Annotated in this window: 14 protein-coding genes; 13 read left to right on the top strand and 1 reads right to left on the bottom strand. The window is 67.0% G+C overall.

The window, feature by feature from the left end:
• Positions 1–105: 105 nt before the first annotated feature.
• From AC1DKV_RS08145 to ubiB, 8 genes are all read left to right on the top strand, one after another.
• A complete protein-coding gene (locus tag AC1DKV_RS08145) occupies positions 106–4,080 on the top strand; it encodes a DUF3683 domain-containing protein (protein ID WP_441613636.1) in 3,975 nt (1,324 codons plus the stop codon).
• Complete coding sequence (locus AC1DKV_RS08140; RefSeq protein ID WP_441613635.1) at positions 4,077–4,511, top strand: HIT family protein; 435 nt, start codon at positions 4,077–4,079, stop codon at positions 4,509–4,511. The genes AC1DKV_RS08145 and AC1DKV_RS08140 overlap by 4 nt, the downstream gene beginning before the upstream one ends.
• A 137-nt stretch (positions 4,512–4,648) precedes the next feature.
• The gene (locus AC1DKV_RS08135) at positions 4,649–6,523 is read left to right on the top strand and encodes an ABC transporter ATP-binding protein/permease (RefSeq protein ID WP_441613634.1); all 1,875 of its coding nucleotides are present in this window, start codon (positions 4,649–4,651) and stop codon (positions 6,521–6,523) included.
• 51 nt (positions 6,524–6,574) lie between these two features.
• Positions 6,575–6,988: a gamma-butyrobetaine hydroxylase family protein gene (locus AC1DKV_RS08130; protein ID WP_441613633.1), complete on the top strand. Its 414-nt coding sequence runs from the start codon at positions 6,575–6,577 to the stop codon at positions 6,986–6,988.
• Between the two features lie 43 nt (positions 6,989–7,031).
• Positions 7,032–7,763, top strand: coding sequence for a bifunctional demethylmenaquinone methyltransferase/2-methoxy-6-polyprenyl-1,4-benzoquinol methylase UbiE (ubiE, locus tag AC1DKV_RS08125; protein ID WP_441613632.1), 732 nt, complete (start codon positions 7,032–7,034; stop codon positions 7,761–7,763).
• Positions 7,764–7,814: 51 nt separating this feature from the next.
• Positions 7,815–8,801 (top strand): Tim44 domain-containing protein, encoded by a 987-nt coding sequence (locus AC1DKV_RS08120; RefSeq protein WP_441613631.1) that lies wholly within the window; start codon positions 7,815–7,817, stop codon positions 8,799–8,801.
• Between the two features lie 235 nt (positions 8,802–9,036).
• Positions 9,037–9,723, top strand: a complete 687-nt coding sequence (locus AC1DKV_RS08115) for a ubiquinone biosynthesis accessory factor UbiJ (RefSeq protein WP_441613630.1) — start codon at positions 9,037–9,039, stop codon at positions 9,721–9,723.
• An 87-nt stretch (positions 9,724–9,810) separates the two neighbouring features.
• The gene (gene ubiB, locus AC1DKV_RS08110) at positions 9,811–11,388 is read left to right on the top strand and encodes a ubiquinone biosynthesis regulatory protein kinase UbiB (protein ID WP_441613629.1); all 1,578 of its coding nucleotides are present in this window, start codon (positions 9,811–9,813) and stop codon (positions 11,386–11,388) included.
• A gap of 131 nt (positions 11,389–11,519) precedes the next feature.
• Here the strand turns inward: ubiB and AC1DKV_RS08105 are convergent, their stop codons facing one another.
• Positions 11,520–12,134: a hypothetical protein gene (locus AC1DKV_RS08105; protein WP_441613628.1), complete on the bottom strand. Its 615-nt coding sequence runs from the start codon at positions 12,132–12,134 to the stop codon at positions 11,520–11,522.
• A gap of 449 nt (positions 12,135–12,583) precedes the next feature.
• Here AC1DKV_RS08105 and AC1DKV_RS08100 point away from each other — a divergent pair, with 449 nt between their 5' ends.
• The 5 genes from AC1DKV_RS08100 (at position 12,584) to AC1DKV_RS08080 (ending at position 18,262) form a co-directional block, all read left to right on the top strand.
• A complete protein-coding gene (locus AC1DKV_RS08100; RefSeq protein WP_441613627.1) occupies positions 12,584–14,020 on the top strand; it encodes a high affinity choline transporter 1 in 1,437 nt (478 codons plus the stop codon).
• A gap of 198 nt (positions 14,021–14,218) precedes the next feature.
• On the top strand, positions 14,219–14,575 hold the full coding sequence (locus AC1DKV_RS08095) for an FmdB family zinc ribbon protein (RefSeq protein ID WP_477137590.1): 357 nt from the start codon (positions 14,219–14,221) through the stop codon (positions 14,573–14,575).
• A 14-nt stretch (positions 14,576–14,589) separates the two neighbouring features.
• Positions 14,590–15,291 carry a DUF502 domain-containing protein gene (locus AC1DKV_RS08090; RefSeq protein WP_441613625.1) on the top strand — a complete coding sequence of 234 codons (702 nt, stop codon included), beginning with the start codon at positions 14,590–14,592 and terminating at the stop codon, positions 15,289–15,291.
• A 43-nt stretch (positions 15,292–15,334) separates the two neighbouring features.
• Positions 15,335–17,140, top strand: a complete 1,806-nt coding sequence (gene aspS / locus AC1DKV_RS08085; protein ID WP_441613624.1) for an aspartate--tRNA ligase — start codon at positions 15,335–15,337, stop codon at positions 17,138–17,140.
• A 228-nt stretch (positions 17,141–17,368) separates the two neighbouring features.
• A complete protein-coding gene (locus AC1DKV_RS08080) occupies positions 17,369–18,262 on the top strand; it encodes a hypothetical protein (protein WP_441613623.1) in 894 nt (297 codons plus the stop codon).
• The last annotated feature ends 139 nt before the right edge of the window (positions 18,263–18,401 follow it).

The following is an 18,401-nucleotide window of genomic DNA, read 5'->3' as shown; positions in this document are numbered from 1 at the left end:
TTCCCGCATGCTGCGGTGCGGCGAAAGCAGGCCTTGAAGTACAATTGCCCTTTAAAGACGATCCGGCGCACCGTCCCCGTGCGCTACAGGTAGCGGTCCCTCCCCATGAACGCCCCACTCGTGCTCGATGCCAAACTCGCCGCGCAGGATGCCCCGCCGCGCCTGCGTGAGATCCCCTATAACTACACGTCTTTCTCGGATCGCGAGATCGTCATCCGGCTGCTGGGCGAAGAGGCCTGGCGCATCCTGGACGAACTGCGGAGCGAACGCCGCACCGGCCGCTCGGCCCGCATGCTGTACGAAGTCCTGGGCGATATCTGGGTGGTGCGCCGCAACCCGTACCTGCAGGACGACCTGCTCGAGAATCCCAAGCGCCGCCAGATGCTGGTGACGGCGCTGCATCACCGCCTGTCCGAAGTGGAGAAGCGCCGTGCCGCCGACCGTGCCGAGCACGCCGAGCCGGCCGCCGAAGGCCGTTCCCACCGCGTCGAGCAGCTGGTGAGCTTTGCCAAGCAGGCCATCGAGGACTTCAAGCAGGAATTCGCCGACGCCTACGAGCTGCGCAAGCGCACCCAGCGCGTGCTGGGACGCATCACGCAGAAGGACAACATCAAGTTCGACGGCCTGTCGCGCGTCTCGCATGTGACCGACGCGACCGACTGGCGCGTGGAATATCCCTTTGTCGTCCTCACCCCGGACACCGAGGAAGAGATCGCCGGCATGGTCAAGGGCTGCTTCGAGCTGGGCCTGACCATCATCCCGCGCGGAGGCGGCACCGGTTATACCGGCGGCGCCGTGCCGCTGACGCCGATGAGCGCGGTGATCAACACCGAGAAGCTGGAACAGCTCGGGCCGGTCGAGCAGACCGACCTGCCGGGCGTGTCGCACAAGGTCGGCACCATTTTCTCCGGCGCCGGCGTGGTGACGCGCCGCGTGGCGGATGCCGCCGACAAGGCAGGGCTGGTGTTCGCGGTCGACCCGACCTCGATCGATGCGTCGTGCATCGGCGGCAACGTGGCCATGAACGCCGGTGGCAAGAAGGCCGTGCTGTGGGGCACCGCGCTCGACAACCTGGCCTGGTGGCGCATGGTGGACCCGGAAGGCAACTGGCTGGAAGTCACCCGGCTGGACCACAACCTGGGCAAGATCCATGACGTGCCGGTCGCCACCTTCGAGCTGAAGTGGTCGGACGGCAACCGCGCGCCCGGCGAAAAGCCGCTGCGCACGGAAACCCTTGCCATCGAAGGGCGCAAGTTCCGCAAGGAAGGCCTGGGCAAGGACGTCACCGACAAGTTCCTGGCCGGCCTGCCCGGCATCCAGAAGGAAGGCTGCGACGGCATCATCACCAGCGCCCGCTGGATCCTGCATCGCATGCCGGCGCACGTGCGCACGGTCTGCCTGGAATTCTTCGGCCAGGCCCGCGACGCCATCCCCAGCATCGTCGAGATCAAGGACTACCTGGACGCCGAGTCGCGCACGCCGGGCGGTGCCATCCTGGCCGGCCTGGAACACCTGGACGAACGCTACCTGCGCGCGGTCGGCTACGCCACCAAGAGCAAGCGCAACGCCTTCCCGAAGATGGTGCTGATCGGCGACATCGTCGGCGACGACCAGGACGCGGTGGCCCGCGCCACCTCGGAAGTCATCCGCATGGCCAACGGCAAGAGCGGCGAAGGCTTTGTCGCGGTCAGCCCCGAGGCGCGCAAGAAATTCTGGCTGGACCGTTCCCGCACCGCCGCCATCGCCAAGCACACCAACGCCTTCAAGATCAACGAAGACGTGGTGATCCCGCTGCCGCGCATGGGCGAGTACACCGACGGCATCGAGCGCATCAATATCGAGCTGTCGATCAAGAACAAGCTCAAGCTGACCGACGCGCTGGAAGCCTTCTTCGCGCGCGGCAACCTGCCGCTGGGCCGCAGCGACGACGCCAACGAGATCCCCAGCGCCGAGCTGCTCGAAGACCGCGTGCAGCACGCGCTGCAGTTGCTGCGCGAGATCCGCTCGCGCTGGATCTACCTGCAGGACCACCTCGACACGCCGCTGGCCACCGCGCGCGCCGCGCTGATCGGCCACGGCCTGGGCCTGCTCGGACCGGCCTTCGAGGCGCGCCTCGCGCAGCAGCCGGACGCCAACGTGTTCCACCTGCTGCAGGACCGCACCATCCGCGTGTCGTGGAAGAGCGAAGTGCGCGCCGAACTGCGCAATATCTTCAACGGCGGCGAGTTCAAGCCCATCCTGGACGAGGCGCAGAAGATCCACAAGCAGGTGCTGCGCGGGCGCGTCTTCGTGGCCCTGCACATGCACGCCGGCGACGGCAACGTGCACACCAACATCCCGGTCAACTCCGACGACTACGACATGCTGCAGGACGCCCACCGCGCGGTGGCCCGCATCATGGCGCTGGCGCGCTCGCTCGACGGCGTGATTTCCGGCGAGCACGGCATCGGCATCACCAAGCTGGAGTTCCTGACCGAGGACGAGATCGGCGAGTTCCGCCAGTACAAGCAGCGCGTGGATCCGCAGGGCCGCTTCAACAAGGGCAAGCTGCTGCCGGGCGCGGACCTGCGCAATGCGTACACGCCGTCGTTCGGCCTGATGGGGCATGAGTCCATCATCATGCAGCAGAGCGATATCGGCGCCATTGCCGACAGCGTCAAGGACTGCCTGCGCTGCGGCAAGTGCAAGCCGGTGTGCGCCACCCACGTGCCGCGTGCCAACCTGCTGTACAGCCCGCGCAACAAGATCCTGGCGACCTCGCTGCTGGTGGAGGCCTTCCTGTACGAGGAGCAGACCCGGCGCGGCATCTCGATCAAGCACTGGGACGAGTTCTCCGACGTGGCCGACCACTGCACGGTCTGCCACAAGTGCGTGACGCCGTGCCCGGTCAAGATCGATTTCGGCGACGTGTCGATGAACATGCGCAACCTGCTGCGCAAGATGGGGCAGAAGAAATTCAACCCCGGCACGGCGGCGTCGATGTTCTTCCTCAACGCCACCAGCCCGCAGACCATCAACATGACCCGCAAGGTCATGATCGACTGGGGCTACAAGGCGCAGCGCCTGGGCAACGACCTGCTCAAGAAGCTGGCGAAGAAGCAGACCGCGCAGCCGCCCGCCACGGTGGGCCGCGCGCCGGTGCAGGAGCAGGTGATCCACTTCATCAACAAGAAGATGCCGGGCAACCTGCCCAAGAAGACCGCGCGCGCGCTGCTCGATATCGAGGACAACGAGATCGTGCCGATCATCCGCGACCCGAAGCGGACCTCGCCCGAGACCGAGGCGGTGTTCTACTTCCCGGGCTGCGGCTCGGAGCGGCTGTTCTCGCAGGTCGGCCTGGCCACGCAGGCCATGCTGTGGCATGTGGGCGTGCAGACCGTGCTGCCGCCGGGCTACCTGTGCTGCGGCTACCCGCAGCGCGGCAACGGCCAGTACGACAAGGCCGAGAAGATGGTCACCGACAACCGGGTGCTGTTCCACCGGGTCGCCAATACGCTCAACTACCTCGACATCAAGACCGTGGTGGTGAGCTGCGGCACCTGCTACGACCAGCTCGCCGGCTATGAATTCGACAAGATCTTCCCCGGCTGCCGCATCATCGACATCCACGAGTACCTGCTCGAGAAGGGCGTCAAGCTGGAAGGCGTGACCGGTACGCGCTACATGTACCACGATCCCTGCCACACCCCGATCAAGACCATGGACCCCACCAAGCTCGTCAACGAGCTGATGGGCGGCAACGAAGGCGGCGGCAAGATCGAGAAGAACGAGCGTTGCTGCGGCGAATCGGGCACGCTGGCGGTCAGCCGCCCGGACATCTCCACGCAGATCCGCTTCCGCAAGGAAGAGGAGATGACCAGGGGCGCGGACAAGCTGCGCACCGACGGCTTCGCCGGTGACGTCAAGATCCTGACCAGCTGCCCGTCCTGCCTGCAAGGCCTGTCGCGCTACAAGGAAGATGCCACCGTCACGGCCGACTACATCGTGGTCGAGATGGCCAAGCACCTGCTGGGCGAGAACTGGATGCCCGACTACGTCGCCAAGGCCAACTCGGGCGGCATCGAGCGGGTGCTGGTGTGACGCGCGCCGCTGCCTGCCCGCTGTGCCAGTCCGACGGCGGCGAACTGGTCTGGCGCGGCGAGCGCGCCCGGGTCATCCTGGTCGAGCACGAGCGCTTCCCGGGCTTCTGCCGCGTGGTCTGGAACGACCATGTGGCCGAGCAGACCGACCTCTCCGACGAGGACCAGGCCTGGCTGATGCGCCTGGTGGCGCGCGTGGAGCGCACGGTGCGCGACGTGATGACGCCAGACAAGGTCAACCTGGCCGCTTTCGGCAACATGGTGCCGCACCTGCACTGGCATATCATTCCGCGCTATCGCTGGGACACGCATTTCCCGGAAGCCGTGTGGGCCGCGCCGCAGCGCGAGGCCGATGCCGCGCGGGTGGCGGAGCTGGCGTCGCGGTTGCCGGTGCTGCGCGATGCGCTGGCGGGCATCGCGGACGCCGGCTAGGGCGCGTCCACGCCGGGCCGGCGCAACGCGTTGAAGGGGTCACGGAACCTGGCACGCGCTGCCGGCTTCTAAGAGGCTAATATCTCCCACTAGCGCAGGCCGCCGGCCGTGCGTGTCCTGCTTGCGCGAAAGGTGCCATGTCCACACCGACCTCCGTTACCGTTCCCGGCCCGGCCGTACCGGCCCGTGCCCTCAAGATCCAGAGCCGCCTGCGCGTGGTCGAGACCTGGGATCTGATCAAGCCCTACTGGGGATCCGAGGACCGCAAGGCCGGGCTCGGGCTGCTGGGCTTCGTGGTGGCGCTCAACCTCGGCATCGTCTATATCAACGTGCTGCTCAACGAGTGGAACCGGGTGTTCTACAACGCGCTGGAGCAGCATGACTACACCTCCTTCAAGGAGTTGCTGATCCGCTTTTCGTGGATTGCGGGCTTCTTCATCGTGGCGGCCATCTCGCGGCAGTACTACACCATGATGCTGCAGATGCGCTGGCGGACCTGGATGACCGGCCAGTTCATGGAACACTGGCTCAGCCACCAGGCCTACTACCGCATCGAGCAGACCCACGCCACCGACAACCCCGACCAGCGGCTGGCCGATGACCTGCGCTCCTTTACCGACGGCGCGCTGACGCTCTCGCTGGGCTTGCTCAATTCGGTGGTGACGCTGGTGTCCTTCGTCGGCATCCTGTGGGCGGTGTCGGGGCCGATCAGCTTCGCGCTGGGCGGCAGCACCGTCACCATCCCCGGCTATATGGTGTGGTTCGCGGTGGGCTACGCGGTGATCGGCTCGCTGATCGCTCACCTGGTGGGGCGCCCGCTGATCGGCCTGAACTTCCAGCAGGAGCAGTACGAGGCGGACTTCCGTTTCACGCTGGTGCGCCTGCGCGAGAACAGCGAGCCGGTGGCGCTGTACCGCGGCGAGCCGACCGAGCAGGCCGGCCTGCACTCGCGCTTCGACCGCATCCGCGCCAACTGGAACCAGCTGATGCGCTACACGCGGCGGCTGACCTTCGTGAATTCCGGCTACAGCCAGTTCGCCATCATCTTCCCGCTGATCGTCGCGGCGCCGCGCTACTTCGCCGGCAAGATGACGCTGGGCGGGCTGATGCAGATGAGCTCCGCCTTCGGGCAGGTGCAGGGCGCGCTGTCCTGGTTCGTCGACAGCTACGCCACGCTGGTCGGCTGGAAGGCCGCGGCCAACCGGCTGATCGATTTCCGCGATGCCATCCGCGTGGCCGAGCGCCAGGACCAGGAACACACCGGCGTGCGCGATATCGAGGTCGACCAGGCCGACGCCGAGGCCATCCGCATCGATTCGCTGGCGCTGGCGCTGCCGGTGCGCACCACGATCCGCGGCGAGATCCTGCAGCGCCCGCTGGTGGCGCCGTTCTCGCTGCAGATCGCGCCCGGCGAGCGCTGGCTGGTGAGCGGGCCTTCGGGCTGCGGCAAGAGCGTGCTGTTCCGCGCGCTGGCCGGTATCTGGCCTTATGGCAGCGGCACGGTGGCAATGCCGCGCGCGGCGCGCATGCTGTTCCTGCCGCAGCGCAGCTACCTGCCGATCGGCTCGCTGGCCGACGCGCTGGCCTATCCGGACGCCGGCACCGTGCACAGCCGGGAATCGCTGCAGGCAGTGCTGGTCCAGGCCAGGCTGGGCGCGCTGACCGGGCAGCTCGACGTATTCGACAACTGGTCGCTGCGGCTGTCGCCGGGCGAGCAGCAGCGGCTGGCCTTTGCGCGCGCGCTGCTGCAAAGGCCGGATTACCTGTTCCTCGACGAAGCCACCAGCGCGCTCGACGAGGAAACCGAGGAAGCGATGTACCGCCTGATGGTGGAGTCGCTGCCCGGCGCGGCCATCGTCAGCATCGCCCACCGCAGCACGGTGGCGGCATTCCATGGCCGCCGGCTGCGCTATGTGGCCGCGGACGGGGCGCACTGGGAAGCGGACCAGAGCCGGCAAAGTGGGCAAGGCGAGGCGGCTGCGGTAAGCTATCGGGTCGTACACGAAGCGTGAGGGCGGTGCGGCCGCAATCTGCGGCCCGCTTGCAGCCGCGCGCCACACATCATGGCAGGCCTCGAAAAAGATACTCCCCATCCCACCGCCCTTACCGTGCACACCCAGTCGCGCGTGCTGGAGGTGGGCTTCGACAACGGCGCCGCCTTCCGGCTGCCCTTCGAATACCTGCGCGTCAACTCCCCCTCGGCCGAAGTGCAGGGCCACGGTCCCGGGCAGGAAGTCCTGCAGACCGGCAAGCGCGACGTGACCATCGTCGCCGTCGAGCCGGTGGGCAACTATGCCGTCCTGATCCGTTTTTCCGACGGGCACGATACCGGCATCTTTTCCTGGGAACTGCTTTACCGCCTCGGCGCGGAGCACGACGCGACCTGGCAGGCCTACCTGAAGCGACTGGAAGCAGCCGGGGTCGACCGCGACGCCCCGATGCCCGCCGCCGGCGGCCACGCCTGCGGCAACCATTGAGCTTGAGCGCCGCGCGCGCGATTACTGATTTACGGAGCAAGTCATGAGCGAAACCCACTTCGGGTTCGAAAAGGTCAATGAAGATGAGAAGGCCGGCAAGGTGGCCGGCGTTTTCCATTCGGTGGCCAGCAAGTACGACGTCATGAACGACCTGATGTCGGGCGGCATGCACCGGCTGTGGAAGATGTTCACGATCGCCCAGGCCGGCGTGCGGCCGGGCTTCAAGGTGCTCGACATCGCCGGCGGCACCGGCGACCTGTCCAAGACCTTTGCCCGCCAGGCGGGTCCGACCGGCGAGGTCTGGCTGACCGACATCAACGAATCGATGCTGCGCGTGGGGCGCGACCGCCTGCTGAACAAGGGCATCGTCACCCCGGTCTGCCTGTGTGACGCCGAGCGCATTCCGTTCCCGGACAACCACTTCGACCTCGTCACCGTGGCATTCGGCCTGCGCAACATGACCCACAAGGATGCCGCGCTTGCCGAGATGCGCCGCGTGGTCAAGCCGGGCGGCAAGGTGATGGTGCTGGAGTTTTCCAAGGTCTGGAAGCCGCTGGAAAAGGCCTACGACATCTATTCTTTCAAGGTACTGCCATGGCTTGGCGAGCGCGTGGCCCAGGATTCCCACAGCTATCGTTATCTGGCGGAATCCATCAGAATGCATCCAGACCAGGTTTCACTTGTACGCCTGATGGAACATGCGGGCCTGGAGAATGTCGAATACTTCAATCTGACCGCGGGCGTCGTGGCGCTTCACGTCGGACGAAAGTACTAGACAATAAAGGCTCAGCAAAAATTGAGCGAACTTAACAGGGGAAGCACTGATATGTCGCTATTTCGTGGAAAATTCATGGCATGTGTGCTGATCGGCACACTGGCCCTCGGCCTGGCACTCGATGCCAACGCCAAACGCCTGGGCGGGTCGCGCAGCATTGGCAAGCAATCGTCCGGCGTGACGCAGCGCCAGCAGACCCCGCCGCAACAGCAGCCGTCGCAGCCGCCTGCGCAGCAACCGGCCCAGCAGGCCGCACCGGCTGGCGCCGCCGCGGGCGCAGCCGCAGCGGCCGCGCCCAAGCGCAACTGGGGTGGCATGCTGGGCGGCATCGCCGCCGGCCTGGGTATCGGCTGGCTGCTGTCGCACTTCGGCCTGGGCGGGGCGGCGATGAGCTTCCTGTCCAACCTGATCCTGATCGCCCTGGTGGTCTTCGTGGCGATGTGGCTGATCCGCAAGTTCCGTGGCGGCGCAAGCCGTCCGCAGCAGCCGGCCTACGCCGGCGCCGGTGGCGGCAATGGCCTCGGCAGCGAACCGACGCTGCGCCAGCAGGCGCCGGCGGCTGCGTCGAATCCCGTGATGGCGTCGCCTGCTGCGTCGCAATCGCCGGTCGCGCCGGTCATGGCAGGCGCGGCGGGCGCCGTGGCGGCAGCCCAGCCCTGGGGCGTGCCGGCCGATTTCGATACCGAGGCCTTCCTGCGCAATGCCAAGGTCTACTACGTGCGTCTGCAGACCGCGTGGGATGCCGGCAACCTCGAGGACATCCGCGAGTTCACCACGCCCGAGATGTTCGCCGAGATCAAGATGGACCTGTCCGAGCGCGGCGCCGAGGTCAACAAGACCGACGTCGTCACGCTGGAAGCCGAGCTGCTGGGCATCGAAGACAGCCCGGCGCAGCATCTGGCGAGCGTGCGCTTCTCCGGCATGATCCGTGAAAAGGCGGGCGATCCGGCGCAGCCGTTTGCCGAAGTCTGGAACCTGGCCAAGCCCGTCAGCGGTAGCGGCGGCTGGGTGCTGGCGGGGATCCAGCAGGTTTCCTGACCGCGTCAGTCCTTCTTGTCCGGCCGGCTGCTGCGCGGCCGGCAGGTGGCTTAGAATGGAGGCCCACGTGAAAACGTGGGCTTTTTTTGTTCGGCGATGCGGTGCGGGTGCAAGGAGGCGCGTCTTCTCCAGTGGCGGCCGCGCGGCCGCGCAGGCACCGGCCCGCCGGCCAAGCCGATTCCAACCCGTCAGCACTGAAAACTGAAAGGCCCCGCCCCCAGCCCACCCCGTTCCTATGCCCACCCTTCCCACCCCCCTGACCGCGCCCCCCATCACTGCCCTGAATCATCTGCTGGAGCAGGAGCCCTGGGCGGTTTCGCTGCTCCAGCCTTTCGCCGGCCGCGTGATCCGCTTCGATGCGGCCGCGTTTACGCTGGCTCTGCGCATTACCGGGCAGGGACTGACGGAGCTGGCGCCGGCGGTGGAAGAGCCGGCGGTGACGCTGACCGTGCCGCTGCAGCAATGGCCGCTGGTGGCGTCCGACGTGGCCAGCGGCGGGCAGGCGGCGGCGATGAAGCATGTGCGCATCGAAGGCGACGCCGAACTGGCCAATACGGTGTCGATGCTGGCGCGCAACCTGCGCTGGGACGCCGCCGAGGACTTGTCGCGCGCGCTGCGGGGCATCCTGGGCGGACCGCTCAGCGACAGCGTGGCGCAGCGGGTGGTGCAGGGCGCGCAGGAGGTCCATGCGCAGGCCACGCGGCTAGGCCGCACGCTGGTCGAGAACGTGACCGAATACCTGCTCGACGAGCAGCCCACGCTGGTGCGCCATGCCGCGCTCGACGAGCTCGGCACCGGGGTGCGCGCGCTCGGCGACGATCTCGCGCGGCTGGAGAAGCGGCTGGAGAAGCTCGAGCAGGGCGCCCGCATGCAAGGCGGCGCGGCGGGCGGGGCGGGCAGCCTGCCGTCAGCCCACCGCTGAACCCGCCAGCGCCTTGCCGATGCCACGCACGTCGCCTGTATTGCCTGCCCCGGCCAATCCGTACCGCCCAAATACTGAAGAACCTGCATGACCCGCTTCCTGCGCCTTTGCAAGATTGTTTTCGTCGTCCTCTACTACGGGCTGGACGAACTCGTGCTGTCCGGTTTCAAAAGCCGCCGCATCCGCTTCCTGGTGCGGGTCATCACCATCGGGCGCAAGCTCGACATGCCGCGCGGCGAACGCCTGCGGCTGGCGCTGACGCGCCTCGGGCCGATCTTCGTCAAGTTCGGCCAGGTGCTCTCTACCCGGCGCGACCTGATGCCGGCCGATATCGCCGATGAACTGGCCAAGCTGCAGGACCAGGTGCCGCCGTTCGATCCGGTGGTGGCGGTCAAGATCATCGAGCGTTCGCTCGGCCGGCCGCTGGCCACGCTGTTCGAGAGCTTCGACCACCAGCCGGTGGCCAGCGCGTCGATCGCGCAGGTGCACTTCGCCACGCTCAAGGGCGGCTCCAGCCACGGCCGCGAGGTGGCGGTAAAGGTGCTGCGCCCTGGCATGCTGCCCGTGATCGACAGCGACCTGGCGCTGATGCGCGACCTCGCCACCTGGCTGGAGCGCTTCTGGGCCGACGGCAAGCGCCTCAAGCCGCGCGAGGTGGTGGCCGAGTTCGACAAATACCTGCACGACGAACTCGACCTGATGATCGAGGCCGCCAATTGCAGCCAGCTGCGCCGCAATTTCAGCGATACCCAGCTGCTGCTGGTGCCCGAGGTGTTCTGGGATTTCTGCAGCAGGGAAGTCTTCGTGATGGAGCGCATGCACGGCATCCCGATCTCGCGCAACGAAGCGCTCAAGGCGGCCGGCGTCGACATGCACAAGCTGGCCGAAGAGGGCGTGGAGATCTTCTTCACCCAGGTCTTCCGCGACGGCTTCTTCCATGCGGACATGCACCCGGGCAATATCCTCGTATCGGTGGCACCGGAGACGCTCGGCCGCTATATCGCGCTCGACTTCGGCATCGTCGGCGCGCTCTCGGAGTTCGACAAGAACTACCTGGCGCAGAACTTCATCGCCTTTTTCCGCCGCGACTACCATCGGGTGGCGCTGTTGCACGTCGAATCCGGCTGGGTGCCGCCCGACACGCGGGTGGAGGAACTCGAAAGCGCGGTGCGCGCCTGCTGCGAGCCCTATTTCGACAAGCCGCTCAAGGAGATCTCGCTGGGCATGGTGCTGATGCGCCTGTTCCAGACCTCGCGCCGCTTCAACGTCGAGATCCAGCCCCAGCTGGTGCTGTTGCAGAAGACCCTGCTGAATATCGAAGGGCTGGGCCGCCAGCTCGATCCCGACCTGGACCTGTGGAAGACCGCCAAGCCCTTCCTTGAGAAATGGATGCACGAGCAGGTGGGCTGGAAGGGCGCCTGGGAACGCATCCAGGTGGAAGCGCCGCAATGGGCCAAGATGCTGCCGGACTTCCCGCGCCTGGCGCACCAGTTCCTGGAGCGCCGCGCGCTGGTGGACAACAATAACCAGGAAAAGCTGCTGGGCGCGCTGATCTCCGAGCAGCGTCGCACCAACCGCCTGATCGTCACCGCCTTGCTGCTGGCCGGCGGCTTCCTCGCCGGCATCGTGCTGACCGAGATGCTGTCGCTGGGCGGCTACCTGTAGCGCCGGCAAGGCAACAAGGCGGCAGGGCTTGACCCGGACCGGCAAGGGCGCGGGCGCGCCCGGACCGGCCTGCCTGCCGATCTGGCGCAGGCGCTTGTCAGGCAGGCGCTCGTAAGCGCCCGCTCACCTCGTCAGCCGCGTACGCGGCCATTGTGCTTGTCGCGATAGATCGCCCGGCTGTCATGGTTCTCGGCGCGCTGGATGCCGCGCTGTTCACCTGCCCCGACGTGACCGTTGGCACCGGCGCGCGCCTCGCGGCGGTCCACCCGGGCCTGGCCACGCTCGAGCTTGCCGGCCTCGCGGTTGGTCAGCGAGCCATTGCCCACGCCGTTCTCGATGCGCTGCTCCTGGTTGATATTGCGCTGCACGTCAGCCTGCATGCGTTGCGACGAGGCGCTGGCCGGATTGCCGGTGACGCCGTTGTGGGTGTCGCGGGAGATATCGCGGCTGACGTTGTTTTCGGCGCGCTGGATGGCCGCCTGTTCGCGCGGCGAGACCGAGCCGTTGGCGAGCGCGTGCGATTCCATGCGGTCGACCCGGGCGGTCTGCTTTTGCAGGCTGGCCGCCTCGCGCGTGTTCAGGCTGCCGGACTGCAGGCCGTTCTCGATGCGCTGTTCCTGGTTCACGTTGCGCTGCACGTCCTGCGAGACCGCGGCGGTCTGCGCGCCGGCCAGTCCTGCGCCGAGCAAGCCGGCGGCGAGCAGCAGGGTCTTGAGCATCTGGGTCTGACGGTTGCGGTTGGCCATGGTGTTCTCCTTTTCCTCTTGAGGTCGTGGGCGGCAGCGCGGCGCGCCGGCGGGGTGCCGGCGGGCGGCTCGGTGGCGCTGCCTTGCCTGCTTTAATGCGCAAGGCACGGGTGACGCTGACGGCAGCTTTGTAAGCTGTGTAACCGGGCGTAAGCCGCATGGCCGGCGACGCCCGTGGCGCGGCGGTCGGGTGCCCCGGCCACCTGTGGCGCCTGCGCAGCATCGGCACGGCAATTTCCGCGCGGCCGGGAATTTTCTTCGCTCGCAGCTGTCTGCGTGGCTATAATCCGCGTTTTGATTCGGCTACGACCGCAGGCTTAGATCAGCCACCCATGCGGCCCCGACCGATGAATTGGACCCGGGACGGGGCAGAGGGGCAGACCAGCGCATCCCGCCCGCCCGGCAACCGGTTTCTCGCCGCAAGGGCATATCTGGGATAGGGCAGCAGCATGCTGATCTGGTTCGTCGTCATCTACTGGGTAATCTCCGTCGGCATTGGCCTGTGGGCCGCGCTGCGCGTGCGCAACACCGCGGACTTCGCGGTCGCCGGCCGCAGCCTGCCGTTCTACGTCGTCACCGCCACCGTGTTCGCCACGTGGTTCGGCTCGGAGACGGTGCTGGGCATCCCCGCGGTCTTCCTCAAGGAGGGCCTGTCCGGGGTGGTGTCCGATCCCTTCGGTTCCTCGCTGTGCCTGATCCTGGTCGGGCTGTTCTTCGCGCGTCCGCTGTACCGCATGAACCTGCTGACCATCGGCGACTACTATCACAACCGCTATGGGCGGCTGGCCGAGGTGCTGACCACGGTGTGCATCGTGATGTCCTACCTGGGCTGGGTCGCCGCGCAGATCAAGGCCCTCGGGCTGGTGTTCTTCACCGTTTCGGACGGCGCTCTGTCGCAGGACGCCGGCATGATGATCGGGGCCGCCAGCGTGCTGGTCTACACCCTGTTCGGCGGCATGTGGGCGGTGGCGGTGACCGACTTCATCCAGATGATCATCATCGTGATCGGCATGCTGTATATCGGCTTTGAGGTCAGCGGCCAGGCCGGCGGCGTGGTGGCGGTGGTGTCGCACGCGGCGGCGGCGGGCAAGTTCGAGTTCCTGCCCTCGCTGGACCTGGTGCAGATCATCGGCTTCGCGGCTGCGCTGTTCACCATGATGCTGGGCTCGATTCCGCAGCAGGACGTGTTCCAGCGCGTCACCTCGTCGCGCACCGAGAAGATCGCCGGGCGCGCCTCGGTGCTCGGCGGCGTGCTGTATTTCTGTTTCGCCTTCATCCCGATGTTCCTGGCGTATTCAGCCACCATGATCGATCCCGAGATGGTGCAGAAGTACATCAACACGGACTCGCAGCTGATCCTGCCCAAGCTGATCCTCACCCATGCGCCGATGTTTGCCCAGGTCATGTTCTTCGGCGCGCTGCTGTCGGCCATCAAGAGCTGCGCCTCGGCCACCCTGCTGGCGCCGTCCGTGACCTTCGCCGAGAACATCCTGCGGCCGTACTTCCGCCACCTCGACGACCGCCGCTTCCTGCGCGTGATGCAGGCCGTGGTGCTGTCGTTCGCCGTGCTGGTGACCCTGTTCGCGCTGAACTCGCACCTGTCGATCTTCCATATGGTGGAAAACGCCTACAAGGTCACATTGGTATCGTCCTTCGTGCCGCTCGCGTTCGGCATGTTCTGGAAGCCGGCCACGCGCCAGGGCGGCCTGGCCGCCATCCTGCTGGGGCTGGCGTCGTGGCTGTGCTGCGAGATCGCCTTTGCCGACGCGGCGGTGCCGCCGCAGATGGTCGGCCTGATGTTCTCGCTCGGCGGCATGGTGTTCGGATCGTTGCTGCCGCAGTGGATCGGCGACCATCCGCGGGTCAAGGAAGTGCACCTCGCCTGAGCGAAGCCGGCCCGGGATGCGCCAGGCGTGCGTTCTGAGGCATTTTCTGCCCCTTTTCCTGCGGCCCGGCATACGCAGAACGGTTTATAATTCAAGGCTTTGCACCGCCATGTGACGCACGGGAACGGCAATCTCCCGGCCAGCGCGGCGGCGCGGTTCCATCCAATTTCCGTTCCAGAATCCTCGCGGAGAGCCACTATGCCGATCTATGCCTACCGTTGCGACGCCTGCGGCCACGGGCGCGATGTGCTGCAGAAAATGAGCGATGCCCCGCTCACCGACTGCACATCCTGCGGCGCGGCGGGCACCTTCAAGAAACAACTGACCGCGGCCGGCTTCCAGCTCACGGGCTCGGGCTGGTATGTCACCGACTTCCGCGGGGGCGGAAACAGTGCCGCCGCCGCGCCGGCCACGGCCCCCGCCAGCGGTGGCGACAGCGCCGGCGCGGCGCCCGCATCGGGCGGCGACACGGCGGCGGCGGGCACCAGCGCCGCCTCCACCACCACCGCATCGACAAGCACGGCCGGCGGTTGCGGCAGCGCTTGCGCCCATTGAAAGCAGAACGCACCGTGCCGGCGAAGAAAACCTCCGCCCTCAAGACCTGGTTCCTGACCGGGCTTCTGGTGCTCGTGCCGCTGGGCATCACGCTATGGGTGCTCAGCCTGGTCATCGGCACCATGGACCAGAGCCTGGCGCTGCTGCCCGAAGCCTGGCGGCCGGACCGCCTGATGTTCGGCAAGCGCGTGACGGGGCTGGGCGCGATCCTGACCCTGCTGTGCATCCTGGTCGTCGGGATGCTGGCCCACAACTTCATCGGCCAGCGGCTGGTGCGCTGGTGGGAAGCGCTGCTCGGCCACATCCCGGTGGTCGGCCCGATCTACACCAGCGTCAAGCAGGTTTCCGACACGCTGCTGTCCTCCTCCGGCAACGCCTTCCGCAAGGCGCTGCTGGTGCAGTATCCGCGCGAAGGCTCGTGGACCATCGCCTTCCTGACCGGGCGTCCCGGCGGCGACGTGCAGAATCATCTCCAGGGCGAGTACGTCAGCGTCTACGTGCCGACCACGCCCAATCCGACCTCGGGCTTCTTCCTGATGATGCCCAAGGCCGATACCATCGAACTCGACATGACCGTCGACGCCGCGTTGAAGTACATCGTCTCGATGGGCGTGGTGGCGCCGTCCGAGCTGCCGCGCAAGAGCGGCACGGTGCGCACCGACGAGGCGCAGGCCGAAGCCCTCGCCGAATCCGCCGACACAACGCCTTCAAATTGATCGCCGGCCGCACCAGCGGCCGCGTTATTCCGGGAATTCTCTTATGTCCTCCATGCGTACTCACTATTGCGGTCTCGTGACCGAACAACTGACGGGCCAGGAAGTGGCCCTGACCGGCTGGGTGCAGCGCCGCCGCGACCATGGCGGCGTGATCTTCATCGACCTGCGCGACCGCGAAGGCCTGGTGCAGGTGGTGTGCGATCCCGACCGTCCCGAGATGTTCAAGGCGGCCGAAGAGATCCGCAACGAGTTCTGCATCCGCGTCACCGGCAAGGTGCGTGCGCGTCCGGCGGGCACCGAGAACGCCAACCTGACCTCGGGCAAGATCGAAGTGCTGTGCCACGAGCTGACCGTGCTGAACCCGTCGGTCACGCCTCCGTTCCAGCTCGACGACGACAACCTGTCCGAGACCACCCGCCTCACGCACCGCGTGCTGGACCTGCGCCGCCCGCAGATGCAGTACAACCTGCGCCTGCGCTACAAGGTGGCCATGGAGGTGCGCAAGTTCCTGGACGCACAGGGCTTCATCGACATCGAGACCCCGATGCTCGGCAAGAGCACGCCGGAAGGCGCGCGCGACTACCTGGTGCCGTCGCGTACCAACCCCGGCCATTTCTTCGCGCTGCCGCAGTCGCCGCAGATCTTCAAGCAGATGCTGATGGTGTCGGGCTTCGACCGCTACTACCAGATCACCAAGTGCTTCCGCGACGAAGACCTGCGCGCCGACCGCCAGCCCGAGTTCACGCAGATCGACTGCGAGACCTCGTTCCTGACCGAGCAGGAGATCCGCGACCTGTTCGAGGACATGATGCGCACGGTGTTCAAGAACGCCATCGACGTGGACCTGGACGCCAAGTTCCCGGTGATGGAGTTCCGCGAAGCCATGGCCCGCTTCGGCTCGGACAAGCCTGACCTGCGCGTCAAGCTCGAATTCACCGAACTGACCGACGTGATGAAGGACGTCGACTTCAAGGTGTTCTCGGGCCCGGCCAACAGCGACAACGGCCGCGTGGTCGGCCTGCGCGTGCCGGGCGGCAGCGCCATCTCGCGCGGCGAGATCGATGCCTACACCCAGTTCGTCGGCATCTACGGCGCCAAGGGCCTGGCCTGGATCAAGGTCAATGAAGTGGCCAAGGGCCGCGACGGCCTGCAATCGCCGATCGTCAAGAACCTGCACGACGCCGCCATCGCCGAGATCCTCAAGCGCACCGGCGCCCAGGACGGCGACATCATCTTCTTCGGCGCCGACAAGGCCAAGGTGGTCAACGATGCCATCGGCGGCCTGCGCCTGAAGATCGGCCATTCGGAGTTCGGCAAGACCACCGGCCTGTTCGAAGACGTGTGGAAGCCGCTGTGGGTGATCGACTTCCCGATGTTCGAGTACGACGAGGAAGACGCGCGCTGGGTTGCCATGCACCACCCGTTCACCAGCCCGAAGGACGAGCACCTGCAGTACCTGGAGACCGATCCGGGCAAGTGCATCGCCAAGGCCTACGACATGGTCCTGAACGGCTGGGAAATGGGCGGCGGCTCGGTGCGGATCTTCCGCGAGGACGTGCAGAGCAAGGTGTTCCGCGCGCTCAATATCGGCGAGGAAGAAGCCCGTGCCAAGTTCGGCTACCTGCTGGACGCGCTGCAATACGGCGCGCCCCCGCACGGCGGCCTGGCCTTCGGCCTGGACCGCATCGTCACGATGATGGCCGGTGCCGATTCGATCCGCGACGTGATCGCCTTCCCCAAGACCCAGCGCGCGCAAGATCTGCTGACGCAGGCGCCGAGCTCGGTCGATGAGAAGCAACTGCGCGAACTGCATATCCGCCTGCGCGCGGCCGAGCCGAAGACCGCCTGAGTTCCTGGCGCTTGCGCCTGAATGGAAGGGCCTTGTGTGGCGCCAACGCTGGTTGGCGCCGCCAGGGCCCTTTTTGATTTCCGTGCGTCTGTGCCGTGTCCGGCATGCGGGCTGGTTTCCAATTGTTACATCGCGGAACGAAGCCCCCCGGCCCAAGTCTTCTTCCTTTATGGCGCCAAGCCGCAAGCCCATTTCGAAGGCACGCCGGCCGCGCGGGAGGAATCTGTCGTGTCCCTGGATGTAGAACCGATCCGCCAGTTTTTGCTGGCCCATGCCGAAACCATCGTGACCTGGCTGGTGGCCGGGCTGGCGATGATGTTGCTGGCGCGTTTCGAGTTGCGGCGCGCGGTGCGCCGTTCGGCGATCGCCATGTCGGAGTCGGTTGCCACCACGGTGGCCGCCTGCGTGCCCGATATCGCGCATGCCGCGCAGAGCGGCGGTGCCGCCGCCGCCGTGCCGATGCTAGAGCCGGTCGAGATGCAGCGCGCCGACGCGCTGCGCCGGGTTGCGCTCGACACCGTCGGCACCGTGATGGCACGCGGGCGCTGGCTGGAGGACCTGGGCAACCTGCGCGTGGCCGAGGAGGCGCTGTTGCAGGGCAGCCGCGCCGGCGGCGCCGACCCGCTGCTGGTGGTGGCGCCACAGCAGGTGGTGCAGGCTTACCTGGCGGCACAGCGCAGCTTCGACGAGTACGCTGCGCAATTGCGTGACGAGCGCCGCGAGGCGATGCGCCTGCAAGACGGGCTGCAGGCGCTGGCGGCGGAGGCCGCGCATGTCGAGCAGGAGACCGCGAGCATCGTGATGCGTTTCGAGCAGGCCAACGCGCAGGCGGCACATGGCGTGGAACCCGGCGACTACCAGCGTTTCCTGATCCAGAAGTACAACGCGCTGGGCGTGCGCGAGAAGGAGATCGCGCAGGAGCGCGCGCAGCTTCAGACACAGGCCCAGCTGGCCGCCGACCGCCTGGCGGCGCATGCCAGCGCCGCTTCGCGCGACTACACGCAGGCGCTCACGCCGCTCATGCAGCAGCTGCGCGCGGCGTGGGGCCACGGCGATTCGCCTGGCGTGTTCGAGACCTGGCTGCGCGAGGCGCCGGCTCCGTCGAACGCACACGCTGCCTGAGTGCCGGCGGGCGCCCGCAAAAGTCGCCCGCAAAGATCGCCCGCAGGGCCGCTCGCGGCCCATCCCATGCCTGCCGGTTCCACCATGCGCGAAATCGCGGAGCCGCGGCGTTTTCCCGTCGCGGCTCCGCCCATCTGGG

Source organism: Cupriavidus sp. 05T41, assembly GCF_056396525.1.
This window is presented reverse-complemented; position numbering and strand designations above follow the sequence as displayed.